Origin of the sequence: Bacillus sp. FSL L8-0654, assembly GCF_038629965.1 — a bacterium.
In the GTDB taxonomy this organism is placed as follows: Bacteria; Bacillota; Bacilli; order Bacillales; family Bacillaceae; genus Bacillus; species Bacillus safensis.
The window spans coordinates 3,604,911-3,619,017 of the sequence record NZ_CP152026.1 but is presented as its reverse complement, the minus strand read 5'-3'; the positions used below and the strand labels follow the sequence as shown (position 1 = coordinate 3,619,017).

General features: G+C 42.6%; 13 protein-coding genes. 8 read left to right on the top strand and 5 right to left on the bottom strand.

Annotated elements, in window-relative coordinates; all coding sequences use genetic code 11:
- Positions 1-40: 40 nt before the first annotated feature.
- On the bottom strand, positions 41-691 hold the full coding sequence (locus tag MHH65_RS18670) for a TetR/AcrR family transcriptional regulator (protein ID WP_098677059.1): 651 nt from the start codon (positions 689-691) through the stop codon (positions 41-43).
- Between the two features lie 161 nt (positions 692-852).
- Between MHH65_RS18670 and MHH65_RS18665 the strand changes: the two genes are divergently transcribed.
- The 8 genes from MHH65_RS18665 to MHH65_RS18630 all read left to right on the top strand — a co-directional run bounded on the left by MHH65_RS18665 (position 853) and on the right by MHH65_RS18630 (position 8,301).
- Positions 853-1,965, top strand: a complete 1,113-nt coding sequence (locus MHH65_RS18665) for a sugar diacid recognition domain-containing protein (protein ID WP_098677060.1) — start codon at positions 853-855, stop codon at positions 1,963-1,965.
- Positions 1,966-2,083: 118 nt separating this feature from the next.
- The gene (locus MHH65_RS18660) at positions 2,084-3,358 is read left to right on the top strand and encodes a GntP family permease (RefSeq protein WP_098677061.1); all 1,275 of its coding nucleotides are present in this window, start codon (positions 2,084-2,086) and stop codon (positions 3,356-3,358) included.
- Positions 3,359-3,387: 29 nt separating this feature from the next.
- Positions 3,388-4,527: a glycerate kinase gene (locus MHH65_RS18655; RefSeq protein ID WP_098677062.1), complete on the top strand. Its 1,140-nt coding sequence runs from the start codon at positions 3,388-3,390 to the stop codon at positions 4,525-4,527.
- 93 nt (positions 4,528-4,620) lie between these two features.
- Positions 4,621-4,959, top strand: coding sequence for a zinc ribbon domain-containing protein YjdM (locus tag MHH65_RS18650; protein WP_024423969.1), 339 nt, complete (start codon positions 4,621-4,623; stop codon positions 4,957-4,959).
- A 252-nt stretch (positions 4,960-5,211) separates the two neighbouring features.
- A complete protein-coding gene (locus tag MHH65_RS18645; protein ID WP_098677063.1) occupies positions 5,212-5,733 on the top strand; it encodes a hypothetical protein in 522 nt (173 codons plus the stop codon).
- Positions 5,734-5,971: 238 nt separating this feature from the next.
- Positions 5,972-6,901 carry an ABC transporter ATP-binding protein gene (locus MHH65_RS18640; protein ID WP_098677064.1) on the top strand — a complete coding sequence of 310 codons (930 nt, stop codon included), beginning with the start codon at positions 5,972-5,974 and terminating at the stop codon, positions 6,899-6,901.
- On the top strand, positions 6,898-7,848 hold the full coding sequence (locus MHH65_RS18635) for an ABC transporter permease (protein WP_098677065.1): 951 nt from the start codon (positions 6,898-6,900) through the stop codon (positions 7,846-7,848). Before MHH65_RS18640 ends, MHH65_RS18635 begins: the two co-directional genes overlap by 4 nt.
- A gap of 24 nt (positions 7,849-7,872) precedes the next feature.
- On the top strand, positions 7,873-8,301 hold the full coding sequence (locus MHH65_RS18630; RefSeq protein ID WP_024427571.1) for a DUF4064 domain-containing protein: 429 nt from the start codon (positions 7,873-7,875) through the stop codon (positions 8,299-8,301).
- A gap of 41 nt (positions 8,302-8,342) precedes the next feature.
- Here MHH65_RS18630 and MHH65_RS18625 read toward each other — a convergent pair whose 3' ends face one another.
- The 4 genes from MHH65_RS18625 to MHH65_RS18610 all read right to left on the bottom strand — a co-directional run bounded on the left by MHH65_RS18625 (position 8,343) and on the right by MHH65_RS18610 (position 14,107).
- Entirely contained in the window at positions 8,343-9,671 is a 1,329-nt protein-coding gene (locus MHH65_RS18625) for a citrate:proton symporter (RefSeq protein WP_098677066.1), read from the bottom strand.
- 283 nt (positions 9,672-9,954) lie between these two features.
- Complete coding sequence (locus MHH65_RS18620) at positions 9,955-12,021, bottom strand: beta-galactosidase (RefSeq protein WP_176967109.1); 2,067 nt, start codon at positions 12,019-12,021, stop codon at positions 9,955-9,957.
- A 23-nt stretch (positions 12,022-12,044) separates the two neighbouring features.
- Positions 12,045-13,253: a glycosyl hydrolase 53 family protein gene (locus tag MHH65_RS18615; protein WP_268413234.1), complete on the bottom strand. Its 1,209-nt coding sequence runs from the start codon at positions 13,251-13,253 to the stop codon at positions 12,045-12,047.
- Positions 13,254-13,264: 11 nt separating this feature from the next.
- Positions 13,265-14,107 carry a sugar ABC transporter permease gene (locus tag MHH65_RS18610; protein WP_024423962.1) on the bottom strand — a complete coding sequence of 281 codons (843 nt, stop codon included), beginning with the start codon at positions 14,105-14,107 and terminating at the stop codon, positions 13,265-13,267.

Sequence of the window (14,107 nt, the reverse complement as noted above, 5' to 3'; positions counted from 1 at the left end):
CAGTCTATAATGTATGCAGGATTGGTATTGAAGTGACCAATCACTGATTATTTTCATCCAGCTCTCCAGATAATCGCTTCAGCAGGAATGAAAAGCTCCCCTTTTCTGCATGCAATGAGGATTCGAGTATATCAATAAAAGCTAAAGCGCGTTTTATACTTTCTTCGGCTGTCCATTGAAAAAGGCCTTCATCAAATATGACCTGTGCAGAAGCAAGGAGAAATTCAACCGTCTCTTGCGGATACTTCGTTTTGAATGTCCCTTCCTCTACACCTTGCTGAATGACATCTGCCAACACGGGTGATAGTTCTTTAATGGCTTTGATTAAGCTTTTTTGATGCATTTCTGCATTAGAAGGCTGATGGAACTGATCGATCATGCCCTGTTTATGGCTTCCTTGCTGAGGTGATTGAGCCATGATGATACGAAATAGTTTGTCAACGACTGGAAGGTCTGGCTCAGCTGCAATACGCTTTGCCACGATGATATCTTCTTTGATGATCCTGTCAATAATGGCATCCATTACTTCTTCTTTGGATGAAAAGTAGTAGTAAAAGGTGCCTTTTGCGATGCCAACGGCTTTTAATATGTCAATAATCGTTGTTTTCTGATAGCCTTTGGTTGAAAAAAGCGCTTCGGCTGCGTTTAATATGTCATTTTTACGTTCCTCAGGATGTTTAACGGTTCTCATAAAGCCATCCTTTCTTTTAACTAGACTGTCGGTCGGTTCTTGATTTGATTAAACACTTTTCAGGGTGTCTTTGTCAATGGCTGATTTTTAAACACTTTGCATTTATTGTTCAAAGACACTATGATACATTGAATGAAAAAAACCTTCAGGGGAGATGACAAATGCAATTTTTGACCAGTGAATTGGCTCAAGAAATGGTTGAACGTACGATGCATATTTTACATAAAAACATCAATGTGATGAATGCAGATGGTGTCATTATTGGTTCTGGTGAACGAAACAGGATTGGCCAGAAACATGATGGTGCACGGCTTGTACTGACAAGCGGGAACAGTGTGGAAATTGACCAGGAGACCTCTTTGCGCTTAGAAGGGGTGAAACCTGGGATTAACTTGCCTATCTGCTTCCATGAACAAGTAGTTGGTGTGATTGGAATTACTGGTGAACCAGAGGACATTCGGCATCATGCCGAGCTGGTGAAGATGGCAGCTGAACTGGTGTTAGAGCAATCTTTTCTGCTTGAGCGGGTTCAATGGCGTCATCGAATAGAGAGTGAAATTGTCAATCAGTTGATTTCATATTCTGATGTTGGGGATCATCAGCTGAAAAATCGAGCTGCTTGGCTGGGGATGGATTTAGACAAGCGCCGAATGGCTATTGTTTTTCAGCCAGTTCCATCCTCAGAGGATGCTGTTCATAAATTGATGCATGCGATTCAATATGATAAGAATGCGGATGATTTACTTGGCATGACCTTTTGTCATGAATTGATTCTTTTAAGTCAGCCCATACCTGAACATCGAGTAAAGCAGGCGGCAGGTCATCTGCAAAAAACAATGCAAAGAGCAGTAGGAAGCCAAGTGTTAGTGGGGATAGGGACTGTCGTTGAAGACATCAACCAGCTGTCAATTTCTTTTCAGCATGCGAGAGAAGCCCTGAGGTTAGGGAAGGCTCTTGATCCGGAAGAAAGTATGTATTTCTTTGAATCGTATCAGCTGGAAAGCTTATTCATGAAGGTGGGAATTGCTGAAAAGAACAGTCGATGGACTGACTTTTACAAGCCTTTGACACAAGAAGCAGAGCTCGCTCATACATTAAGGGTTTACATTGAAGAGGGCGGTGATTTGCAAAGAATTGTTGATCGTTTATTTATTCATCGGAATACATTGCGTTATCGTTTAGACAAAATTCAAGGATTGACCGGAAAAGACCCTCGTCATGTAAAACAGTTAATCGAGCTTTATATGGCGCAGCTAATGACTCAACTATCTTGATTGTGCAAATGCACAATTCGGAAGAGTGGTCAGTTAAAAAAGTTCATCCAGATTCACAACACAATCCCTTAGGGTAAACGCTTACAATTGGAGAAAGATATTTTTAGGGGGATTGAGAATGGGTGGAGATGTGACGGTAAGTACTCTGGGAGCCATGGCGGCGCTTGTGATCGCGATTGTTCTCATTCTAAAAAAAGTATCACCTGCTTATGGCATGCTGGCTGGTGCATTCATAGGCGGCGGATTGGTTGGCGGTGTAGACATTGTTCAGACCGTCAACGTTATGATGGAAGGTGCTAAGGACATGATTCCGGCTGTCCTTAGAATTATGGCTGCAGGTGTACTGGCTGGTGTTCTCATTGAATCAGGTGCAGCGTTATCTATCGCTGAGGCCATCGTGAGAAGGCTTGGTGAGGCGAGAGCACTATTAGCACTCGCTCTTGCAACGATGATTTTAACAACAGTGGGCGTTTTTGTAGATGTTGCGGTTATCACGGTAGCGCCAATCGCACTTGCCATTGCCAAACGCGCAAAGCTCTCAAAAACGGGAATACTCCTTGCTATGATTGGAGGCGGGAAGGCAGGAAATATCATGTCACCGAATCCGAATGCCATTGCCGCCTCAGACGCTTTTGGTGTACCTCTGACTTCAATGATGGCTGCTGGAATCATTCCAGCTGTGTTCGGGTTGGCTGTTACATATGTATTAGCTAAAAAACTTGCAAACAAAGGGACACCCGTTCTTGAAGAGGAAACTGGGCAAAGTAAAGTTCAAATACCTTCTTTTTTTCAAGCACTGGCTGGTCCGCTGGTTACCATTTTATTGTTGGCTTTAAGGCCGCTTTTTCAGATCAATATAGACCCAATGATCGCTTTACCGATTGGAGGGATTGTAGGTGCTCTTTTCATGAAAAAAGGGAAATTTCTCAATGATTATGCGATGTCGGGGCTTCATAAAATGTCAGGTGTAGCGATCATGTTATTAGGGACAGGTACATTAGCAGGAATCGTATCGAATTCTTCCTTAAAAGATGTGTTTATTCAGGCACTGGATGCATCGGGTTTACCTCCATATTTACTTGCGCCTACTTCCGGGATATTTATGTCAGCCGCGACCGCTTCGACAACAGCAGGAACGGCGGTAGCGAGTGGTGTGTTTAGCGGAACACTGATTGGGCTTGGTGTATCTGCTCTTTCAGGGGCAGTCATGATTCATGCTGGCGCAACAGTGCTTGACCATATGCCGCACGGGAGCTTTTTCCATGCAACAGCAGGAAGTGTTCAAATGGATATTAAAGAGCGTTTAAAGCTCATGCCTTTTGAATCGTTAATCGGTTTGACGTTAACCGTTGTATCGACCATTATTTTTGGCGTTTTCCAGCTGTTTGGCTGAGGACATGATAAGAAAAGAGGGGCTTTAGGATGAAAATTGTGATCGCACCAGATTCATTTAAAGAAAGTTTATCTGCTTATGAGACAGCATGTGCCATTGAACGAGGATTTCGTTCTATTTTGCCAAACGCAGAGTATATCAAACTGCCGATGGCAGATGGAGGAGAGGGGACCGTTCAATCGTTGGTTGATGCGACTGGCGGACACATTGTTCATCAAGTGGTCACAGGCCCGCTTGGTGAGCCAGTGAATGCCTTTTTTGGCATGTTAGGAGACGGTCAGACTGCTGTCATAGAGATGGCTGCAGCCTCTGGTTTACATCTTGTACCGCGAGAAAAACGTAATCCATTATGGACGACATCAAGAGGAACTGGTGAATTAATACTTGCAGCGCTGGATAAAGGAGCGAAGCACGTGATCATTGGCCTTGGCGGAAGTGCAACAAATGATGGCGGTGTTGGGATGATGCAAGGATTAGGTGCAGATTTCCTTGATAAAACAGGACATTCCCTGACGTCAGGCGGCGGGGCACTTCATCAATTAGCTTCAATTAATTTATCTGGACTCGATCCAAGACTGCAATCCGTCCGTCTGGAGGCGGCTTGTGATGTGGATAATCCTTTAACGGGTGAGAGAGGAGCGTCTGCTGTTTTCAGTCCTCAAAAGGGAGCAGATGAAGAAATGGTTCAAGTGTTAGACAAGAATCTGGCTCATTTTGCACAAGTAGCTGAAAAGCAGTTCAATGTCTCCTTTGGAGATGCAGCAGGGGCAGGAGCGGCAGGAGGACTTGGTGCGAGTTTATTAGGCTTTTTAAAAGCTGATTTGCAAAGAGGAATCGATATTGTGCTGAAGGCTGTTCATTTTGATGACGTCATCAAGGAGGCAGACCTTGTCATTACGGGAGAAGGCCGAATTGACCGGCAGACCATTTACGGAAAAACCCCAATCGGCGTAGCCAAAGCAGCAAAGCAGTATAATCTGCCTGTGATTGGTATTGCAGGCTCTCTTGCAAACGACAGTGGAGTCGTACACGATCATGGAATTGATGCACTGTTTAGTATCGTTCCAGGTATTACCTCTCTGTCTGAGGCGATACGAGATGCGGCTCTTCATGTAGAAAGAACAGCCCGGAATATTGCGGCTGTGTTAGAAATTGGAATAAAAAAGTAAACGATGAAAAATGTTTCCTTTTCTATCACATTCCTTTCTATCGAAATGTGGTAAAATTGTTATAAATGATGTAGAAAGTTGGAGGAAACAAAAATGTCTAATCTACCGAATTGTCCTTCGTGCAGCTCACCTTATACTTACGAGGACGGCAGTCTGCTGGTTTGTCCTGAGTGTGCGCATGAATGGTCACTTGAACAAGAACAAGCGGCAGAGGAACAGCTTGTGGTCAAAGATGCGAATGGGAATCTGTTAAGTGATGGGGACACGGTCTCTGTCATTAAAGACCTAAAAGTAAAAGGTTCTTCATCCGTTTTGAAAATAGGAACGAAGGTCAAAGGCATTCGTTTAGTTGAAGGCGATCATAACATTGATTGTAAAATTCCTAGCTTCGGCGCAATGAAATTAAAATCAGAGTTTGTGAAGAAGATATAAACAAAAAAAGCTATACTATTAGAACTTGCCGATGAAGGCTAAATCTGAGCAAGAAATAAGTATAAGAATGTTGTAGTTGTACAAAAAACACCTAAATTGTTAAAGGAAACATATCCCTTAATAAATTAGGTGTTTTATATTTATTAAAATGATGAGGAACTATTCAAAGGAATATCCGTATACATTATTGGAATAATTTAAGCTTATCATTTCATAAATTAATTGAGTCCAAAAAATAAATGGGAGATAAAAATGGAGTTTGGATATTTTAAGAAGCCTGTAATTAAAAAAACGGCCAAATGTATACCAATTATTAATAAAGATGGTGTTAACATTGGATTTATAAAAAGATTTTATACAAATAAAGTGGAAAAGTTGATTGATTACATATTTGATGAGTTTTATGTGAATGTTGAGGTAATGGATTCGAATTCTAATATGGTTGTAACAGCTATTGAAAATAAATCCCTCCAATCCATGTTTCGTTCAAACTGGTTGATAGAATGTAAAGGTAAAGGAAAGTTAATATTAGAAGATAGAACTAAAATCAAAATAAATCCAATGATGAAATTAGTAATAGATGATACTACATATTATCTAAAGAAGGGTATTGCCAATAATCGTGTAAGATTAGAAAGCTCAGAGCAGACGATAGCTGAAATTACATACGATAAAATAATCCCTCCTGCAACAGTGAGTATTGAAAAAAAACAGGGGGACTTATTTTTACACCTTATTGCATGCCTCTATTATATATTTATGTTACGAGAGTAAGACGGGATCGCATTTTGAATCCCACAGTCTTTAAGTAATATAGAATTAGAGTTTTTTAAATCATTACCTTAACTCTACCTTAAAAAAGGCAGATGATTCGCTAAATTTTGGCTAATCCCCTTCACAACTTTTGGGCATTGCTGTACCATATGGAAGTGTTCTTCTATTTTTGACGGATCATGGTGTTTATCAGGAAATAGAATGATAGATGATACTTAGACAAAGAAGGAGAGGTAACGTGACGAACGTTTTAGAACTGCATAATGTATCTAGACATATTAGCGGGAAAAAGATTGTTCAAGACTTGAGCTTTTCTGTCCAAGCGGGCGAAGTCTTTGGCTTCTTAGGACCTAATGGTGCAGGGAAAACAACAACCATTCGTATGATGGTCGGTCTTTCTCCCATTACATCTGGTGACATTCTGATTAATGGCCATAGTATTCAAACATCCTATCAGCATGCCATCCAACATGTCGGTGCGATTATTGAAAATCCAGAAATGTATAATCATTTAACGGCAAGACAAAATCTTGTTCACTTTGCCAGAATGAATGGGAAAGTGGATGAAGCGCGAATTGATGAGCTGTTAGAGCTAGTCAGCTTGCAGCATGTGAAGCAAAAGCGTGTGCGTACATTTTCATTAGGAATGAAACAGCGATTGGGCATTGCGCAGGCACTCATACATAGACCGAAACTGCTAATCTTAGATGAGCCGACCAATGGACTTGATCCTGAGGGGATTCGAATGATACGAGATTACTTGAGAAGGCTTGCGAAGGAAGAAGGGCTGGCTGTAATTGTTTCAAGTCACCTCATGTCAGAGATGGAATTGATGTGTGATCGCTTTGCAATTATCCAAACCGGAAAGCTGATTGCGATTGAGGATCAGCGTGCTGAGACGAAGCAGGATGATTTGGTTAATTATCGAATGAAGGTAGCAGCCGGGGAGCTTGAAGAAGCACAGAAGCTCATTGATGCATTTGAGGAAGGCGTCACTGTAAGAGAAGAGGAGCAGTACTTATTTTTCTCTATGCCAGAACAAAAAATGCCAGAATTAATCCGTCATTTGAGCAGCGCGTCTATTCATTTGTACGAGATCAAAATTGAAAAACAAACCTTAGAAGATAAGTTCTTAAGCTTAACAGGTAAAAAGGAGGCAGACGTATGATTCGCCTCATTCAAAACGAGTGGATGAAGATCAGTTTTCGTGTTGGTACTTGGATTATGGTTGGGCTTCTTGTTTTAGGTATGGTTGCCACGTTGATCTTTGTAGTGAAAACAAATGACAAAGATCAAGCTTCAGGTGATTGGAAAACCCAGCTAGAAATGATGAATAAGGAAAACAAGAAGGAGCTCAAAGAGACAGAGAATGGTTTCTTTAAAAGAGAGCTTGAAAAAGAGATCACTATTAATGATTATCGAATCAAGCATAACTTGCCGCCAGCTGATCAGTTTAGAGACAGTGTATGGGACTATGTGAAAACAAACGCCAATTTACTTCAGCTAGTCGGTGTGTTTGTGATCATTATTGCTTCCACCATTGTATCGGCTGAATACAAGCATGGTACAATTAAATTATTATTGATTCGTCCACCATCAAGGCTAAAGATCCTAATATCTAAATATATTACGGTGCAGCTGTATGCTCTTTTACTTGTTGTGGTGCTATTTATCGTGTCATTCATATTGGGTGCTATTTTCTTTGGACTTAACACTGATTATGTGAATTTGGTGTATCAAAATGGTGAAGTGATTGAACGTTCGCAGTTTGCAAATATGGTCTATTATTATCTTGCTCATTGTGCAATGTTTGTCGTTTTGGGAACCCTTTCGTTTGCCATTTCTACAGTATTTAGAAGTGAAGCTATCTCCATTGCCATTAGTGTTTTAGCGTATATTGTGGGTGGATCAGTCACAGGTATTTTAATGCTCTTCTTTGATTGGTCAAAATATCTGTTATTTGCAAACGATCCATCTCAATACTTTATGGAACAGGTTACTATTATCGATGGTATGTCTCTAGGATTCTCACTAACCGTCCTAGTCATCTATTGGGCTATTTTCTTAGCTATTGCCTTAATCGTTTTCCAAAAACGAGAAGTAAAAACAGGTTAATTTAACTTTTTAGGAGGTTTACACATGATTAAACGTAAAGGTGAAAAAATTATGGGGATTATTAGTATTGTCCTCAATGCCATTGGTGTCGGGTTTGGGGCATTAATCCTTTCTGTGGGTCCATCATTTTATGATGAAATCAATGAAGTGTTAAAAGAGGAAGGGGAAACATTGCCGATTGAAACGCTTCAGGCTTCGGTTCATGCGTTTGGTACTCAGTTCATGGTCGTTTCCGCAATTGCGGCTGTGCTGTCGATTGTAGGTGTGATTTTCTTGAAAACCGACCGTCGTGCCGTGCTTTCAGGTATTCTTTTCTTGGTTTCTGCTGTGACTCTTTTAATTGGAACAGTTGGCCTTGCATTCGCTCCAATGGTTCTATTGTTTATCATTGGATTAATGTCTCTTATTAGAAAGCCGAATTCAGACATTCACACAAGTGAATATCCTTCATAATGAAAGAAAAGACATGCGCATATCCGCGCATGTCTTTCTTTTTAAATGATGCCAATCAGCATCGCCACGAACAAAAGGATAATACTGAATCCCCACATCCAAAAGAAGGAGTAGCGGATGTGTTTCCCCATATCAACCCCTGCAAGACCTACAGCGAGCCAAACAGCGGGAGCAAGCGGGCTGACAAAGGTTCCGATGATGTTCCCAATCATCATGGCATATGCCGCAGAAGTGCCTGGTACGCCAACTTCAGATGTAATGGATTCAACAATTGGCAGAAGAGCGTAATAATAGGCGTCTGTACTTGTCAGCATATCAAGCGGCACTCCAAGCATCCCAACAATGATATGTAAAAATGGCAGCAAGAAGGCTGGTAAAATGTGAATACTGTCAACAGCAATGGCTTTCAGCATCCCTGTGCCTTCAAGAATTCCTAAAAATGACCCTGCGGAAAAAATCACAGCTGCCATCATCAGCGCACTAGGTGCGTGTGCCTTGATCCTTTCCATTTGCAGATTCACATTCGGAAAGTTAATTAATAGTGCGAGAGACAGGCCAATCATAAACATAAAACTAGCAGGCATCACGTTCAACACGAGAAGCACCACAACACACAAAAACAGAACAAGGTTCACCCAAATGAGATGATAACGCTTTAAAGAGGCGTCTCCCGTTTCATTAATAGACTGAATGGCACGATCCCAATCTGCACCTTCTAGTTGAACCGCAGCTATTTCATTTGCAGCAATTTTCACCCGAATTCGCTTTTCTTCCCTCTTTCCTAAAATGAATGCCATTCCTAACACGAGTACAACGCCAATGAGCTGAATTGGAATGAGCGGCACCCAGAGTTCAGAGGGGTCCATATTCAGGACACTTGCTGCCCGTCCAGTCGGTCCAGCCCATGGAATCATATTGGTTAATCCGGCACTTGTCCCGATTAATAACAGCAGTAAATAAGGACTCATATGTAATTTTTTATAAAGCGGAAGCAGTGCAGGTACAGTTAATAAAAAGGTCGTAGCCCCTGCTCCGTCTAAGTGTGCGATAACCCCAATCAAAGCAGTTCCCATTGCAACTGTGACAACATTTCCTTTTGTCAGCTTGATTAAAGTTTTAATTACAGGTTCAAAGAACCCTGTATCTTGCAAAATGCCAAAAAATAAAATGGCGAAGATAAACATGGTCGCCACCGGCAATACTTTGATAATCCCTTCCTCGAAGAAGGTTTGAATGTCATTGATCCCAAATCCCGCAATGAGTGCCCCTATTAAAGGCACCATGACCATGGCGACAATTGGACTTGCTTTCCCCCAAATCAGCAGCACAACAATTGTTAAAATAATCATCAATCCAACAAACGTTAACATAAGCCCCTCCCCCTACAAATAAACCGTTTACATTTGTCTATACTTTTCATCCAATGCATTCCCACAGCTGCATTGAAAAAAAAGGGTATCAAATTTATGAGTATGAAGCAACCGCTTTCATACCTATACAATGGTAAAAAAGGATGGAGGGACCAGTCGTGTCGCGGCATCAAATATTGTAAAAAAATTTAGATAAAAATAACGATTAAAGTTCACAATGATTAATATGGGTATTTAGACTTATTAAATCAAAAAGCGCCCAATAAATGGACGCTTCTTTCAACTATTTTTTCAAGATGACATACTCGTAAGGATCAAGTTGAAGCTGCTCAGACACTTGCTGTCCAGTCAGCATATTCTCATAACTTGCCTCTGAATCTAGTGATATGTTCTGCTGCTCTTCTGTGAAATTCATCAAAAACACATAGTCCTGCGTACCGTCTGTTCGTTTTTGTACACTGACTCCTTCTGGAATTGCAGTGGATAGGACGGGCTGTATGCCAATACCTGCGATAAGGTCTTCGTAAAATTCATCATAAAAAGCCTGATCATTTTCTGAGGCCATATAGTATGCTTTCCCTCTTTCTAATGAACGGACAGTCAGGGCCGGCTGTCCTTCGTAGCAGCCATTCTCAAAATGCCCTAGCACAGAGGCCGTCTCAGGGTGTATGGATTCGCAGTATTGTCCGACATGATAGGTGCGTCCATTCCCTGTGGTCATTAACACATGTTCATCAGGCATCAATGTGTTGATTTCCTCTGCCCAAATGCCAAGTACATGGCGGAGAGGACCAGGAAAACCGCCGAGGAAACAGAGATCATTTTCGTCGACTATGCCGCTCCAGTAAGTCGCGATAAAAATGCCGCCCTCTTTGACAAAGGCTTCAATTTTTTCTGCAACGCCTGGTTTGATCATGTAGAGCATTGGCCCAATGAGCACACGATAGGATGAGAAATCTTTTTCCATTCCGACAATGTCAACAGGGATGCCTTTTTTCCAAAAGCTTCGATAGTGAGTTTGACAAGCCTCTACATAGCGTTTGTTTGTGTTATTTAAGCCTTGCGCATCATCAATGGCCCAGTGATTTTCCCAATCGTAAATGATGGCGACCTCTGGCTGAACGGACGTGCCCGCAATTGGCTGCAGCTGCTCCAGTTGTTTCCCTAGATCAGCTACCTCTTGAAACACACGCGTATGTTCATGGCCAGAATGATCGACAACGGCACCGTGGAATTTCTCAGAGGCGCCTCGGCCTTGCCGCCATTGGAAATATAGTACGGAGTCTGATCCGTGGGCAATTGCCTGCATGGCAGAAAGGTGTGCCATGCCTTTATGTTTGACCTTGTTCACTTCATGCCAGTTTACAAGGCTAGGCGTACTCTCCATGACGAGAAACGGCTGTCCGTCCTTTAAGGAACGATACAAATCATGTACAAAGGCAACGTTTGATGCTAATTCGGCCGTTGTTTCTCTGCCGCTATGCCAAGCAGGATAGCTATCCCATGAGATCACATCGACCTCTTTTGCAAATTGATGATAATCCAGCCCAAGGAATGGACGCATATGCGGATAGTCGCCCATAAAGTTCGTGGTTACTGGGATATGAGGCGTCAATTCCCGCAGCGGCTTAATTTCATTTTGATAAAAATTGATCGTTTGTGCTGTGACAAAGCGCTTCCAATCCAGGTTCATGCCGTGAATCATGTGCTCCCCATGCGGTGCAGGTGACTCGATTTGTGACCAATCACTATACGTATGGCTCCAAAATCCTGTCCACCATGCTTGATTTAAAGCCTCAAGATCATGATTGTATTTGTCCTTCAAATAGTCTCGAAATGCTTCCTGGCACAGGTCGCAATGACACTCGCCGCCGTACTCATTTGAAATGTGCCACATGATCAGTGCGGGATGATCCTTGTAGCGTTCCGCCAGCAGCCGGTTGAGTGCGTTCGTTTTTTCTCGATAAACCGGAGAGGTAAAGCAATGATTATGGCGCAGTCCATGTAAGTTACGCTGACGATTCGCTTCGACGCGCAATACTTCTGGATATGTTTGTGACAGCCAAGCAGGTCTTGCCCCGCTTGGCGTTGCGAGAATAGCGTGTGCCCCCTGCGCTGCTAAGCGGTCCATGATGTCATCCAGCCATGCAAAGTCATACTGACCTTCTTTTGGCTCTAGCTTACTCCATGCGAAAATGTTGATGGAGAATGTTTGACAGTGTGCAAGCTTCATTAATCGAAAATCTTCGTCTATGATCTCTGGCATATGGAGCCATTGATCTGGATTGTAATCGCCACCATGCAAAAAGCCTTTCACATTTGGGTGAACGAGTGGGTAACGCTTTCCCATTTTGTCACGTCCTATCCTTTTAGTTACGGTGTCATTTGTTTAAATACATCAAGAGATGGCAGTGCTTTTCCGTTGAAATCGAACATCGCTTGATTTTCCCACGCATTTCCGACAGTCCCGGTTGTTTGGATATAAGCGAGCCCATATTGACTAGACCACGGAGCACCTTTCGCTGGAATCCAAAGCGGCTCCCAATAAAAGAACCCCTTCCCGCGGTTGTTGTTTACTTGTGAAATTTTTTCGGATAGATCTCGTATAAAAGATGCCTGGCCTTGAGGTGAGGCTGGATAGCCGGCTGTATTGACAGAGTCTTGGTTAAATGAGTTATCTAGGTTGTCACCGTTTGCTGTCGTAAAGCCGTAAGCAGTTTCTACCACGATGACGTCTTTGTTATAGCGGGCACTAATATCATTCATATTGGACGTAAGACCGCTAAAACCGCCGTCCCAATACGGGTAATAAGATAAACCGATCGTATCGAATGAGACACCTCGTTTTGTGATTTCATCAAACCACCAGCGGGATGCACCATTGTCTCCGCCATGTGCAAGGTGAAGCATGATTTTGATGTTTGAATCGACAGAGCGGACGGCATTTGTGCCAGCTTTTAGCAAAGCAGCGAGCCGGTCAAATTCACCACCGCCTTCACCCCAGCTTTTTCCGTTTGGCCACAGCATACCTGAGTTCAACTCATTCCCGACTTGAACCATGTTCGGCAAGGCATTTTGCGCTCTCATCGCTTTGAGCACATCGCCTGTGTAAGTGCCGACCGCTTTTTCTAAATCGCTTTGTGAGAGGGATGCCCATGCTTTCGGTTTGAATTGTTTACCGGGGTCAGTCCAGAAATCACTGTAGTGAAAATCAAGCAGCACTTTTATGTTTTGTGCTTTTGCACGTTTCGATAAAGCGATGGCTGTATTGAGATCATTTGTGCCGCCGTTATAGGCCCGGCCTTGATTGTCATATGGATGGTTCCACAGTCTGATACGCACATAGTTGACGCCTTTATCCTTTAATAGCTTGAGCGGATCAACCTGCTGTCCGTTCTGGTTGTAGTATTTGCCGCCGCTTTTCTCTACTTCTGCAAGCATAGAGATATCGGCTCCTTTGATGAAATTACCTTGCAGGCCATTGATCGGTTTCACAGAAATCGTATCGGCCCTTGCTTCAGGCAGAATACCTAATCCCATCAGAAAGAAAACGACAACAGTGACAAGCAACCATTTCTTCATCAAATCTCCCCTTATCCTTTTGTCCCGCCTTGTGTAAGGCCGGATACAAATTGTTTTTGTAAAACAAGGAACAATAAAGCAACTGGAATCGCAATGAGTAAAGCCCCGGCTGCAAAGGTCGTGTAGCTGGCACCCATTTTATCTGACACAAGATTGTACAGACCGATTGGGAGCGTATACATTTCGGGTGAGCGGACAATGACACTGGAAATGATGAAATCACCCAGTGGACCTGTAAATGAGTTGATTGCGACAACAGCTAAGATGGGCTTGGCGAGCGGCATAATAATTTGGATGAAAATCCGGAAATGCCCTGCGCCGTCCATTCTGGCTGATTCATCGAGATCCTTTGGAATCGCATCAAGATAGCCTTTCATTAAATACGTATTCATCGGAATTTGTCCACCTGCATAAATCAAAATCAGGGCAAGGTGGCTGTTAATGAGTCCAAGCATTTGAGCGAGAACAAAAATCGCAATCAGCGCTGAAAATTGAGGAATCATTTGCAGCAGCAAAAAGAGCATCAGCCCATTTTTTCGTCCTTTGAAGCGGAATCTGGAAAAGGCATAGCCTGTAAAACTGACAAGAACCAGCGTTAAAACCATTGTGGCAATGCTGATCTTCATTGAGTTCCAATACCATTTTGCATAAAGTGCTCCCTGACCGAAGAAGAGTTCTGTAAAGTGGCTGAACGTTGGATTCTTCGGAAACATGCTTGTGCTCATCAGGCTGTTCCCAGGATTAAAGGAAGCGCCGATCGTCCAAAGGAGTGGATATAGAATACAAATGGAGGCAATGAAAAGGATGAAATAAGTGATACTCAGGCGAATGAGCTTATTTTGTTTTGATCCCAT

Coding starts and splice junctions, on each gene's coding strand:
- MHH65_RS18670 (WP_098677059.1), bottom strand. CDS start 691: ATGAGAACCGTTAAACATCCTGAGGAACGTAAAAATGACATATTAAAC.
- MHH65_RS18665 (WP_098677060.1), top strand. CDS start 853: ATGCAATTTTTGACCAGTGAATTGGCTCAAGAAATGGTTGAACGTACG.
- MHH65_RS18660 (WP_098677061.1), top strand. CDS start 2,084: ATGGGTGGAGATGTGACGGTAAGTACTCTGGGAGCCATGGCGGCGCTT.
- MHH65_RS18655 (WP_098677062.1), top strand. CDS start 3,388: ATGAAAATTGTGATCGCACCAGATTCATTTAAAGAAAGTTTATCTGCT.
- MHH65_RS18650 (WP_024423969.1), top strand. CDS start 4,621: ATGTCTAATCTACCGAATTGTCCTTCGTGCAGCTCACCTTATACTTAC.
- MHH65_RS18645 (WP_098677063.1), top strand. CDS start 5,212: ATGGAGTTTGGATATTTTAAGAAGCCTGTAATTAAAAAAACGGCCAAA.
- MHH65_RS18635 (WP_098677065.1), top strand. CDS start 6,898: ATGATTCGCCTCATTCAAAACGAGTGGATGAAGATCAGTTTTCGTGTT.
- MHH65_RS18630 (WP_024427571.1), top strand. CDS start 7,873: ATGATTAAACGTAAAGGTGAAAAAATTATGGGGATTATTAGTATTGTC.
- MHH65_RS18625 (WP_098677066.1), bottom strand. CDS start 9,671: ATGTTAACGTTTGTTGGATTGATGATTATTTTAACAATTGTTGTGCTG.
- MHH65_RS18620 (WP_176967109.1), bottom strand. CDS start 12,021: ATGGGAAAGCGTTACCCACTCGTTCACCCAAATGTGAAAGGCTTTTTG.
- MHH65_RS18615 (WP_268413234.1), bottom strand. CDS start 13,253: ATGAAGAAATGGTTGCTTGTCACTGTTGTCGTTTTCTTTCTGATGGGA.
- MHH65_RS18610 (WP_024423962.1), bottom strand. CDS start 14,107: ATGGGATCAAAACAAAATAAGCTCATTCGCCTGAGTATCACTTATTTC.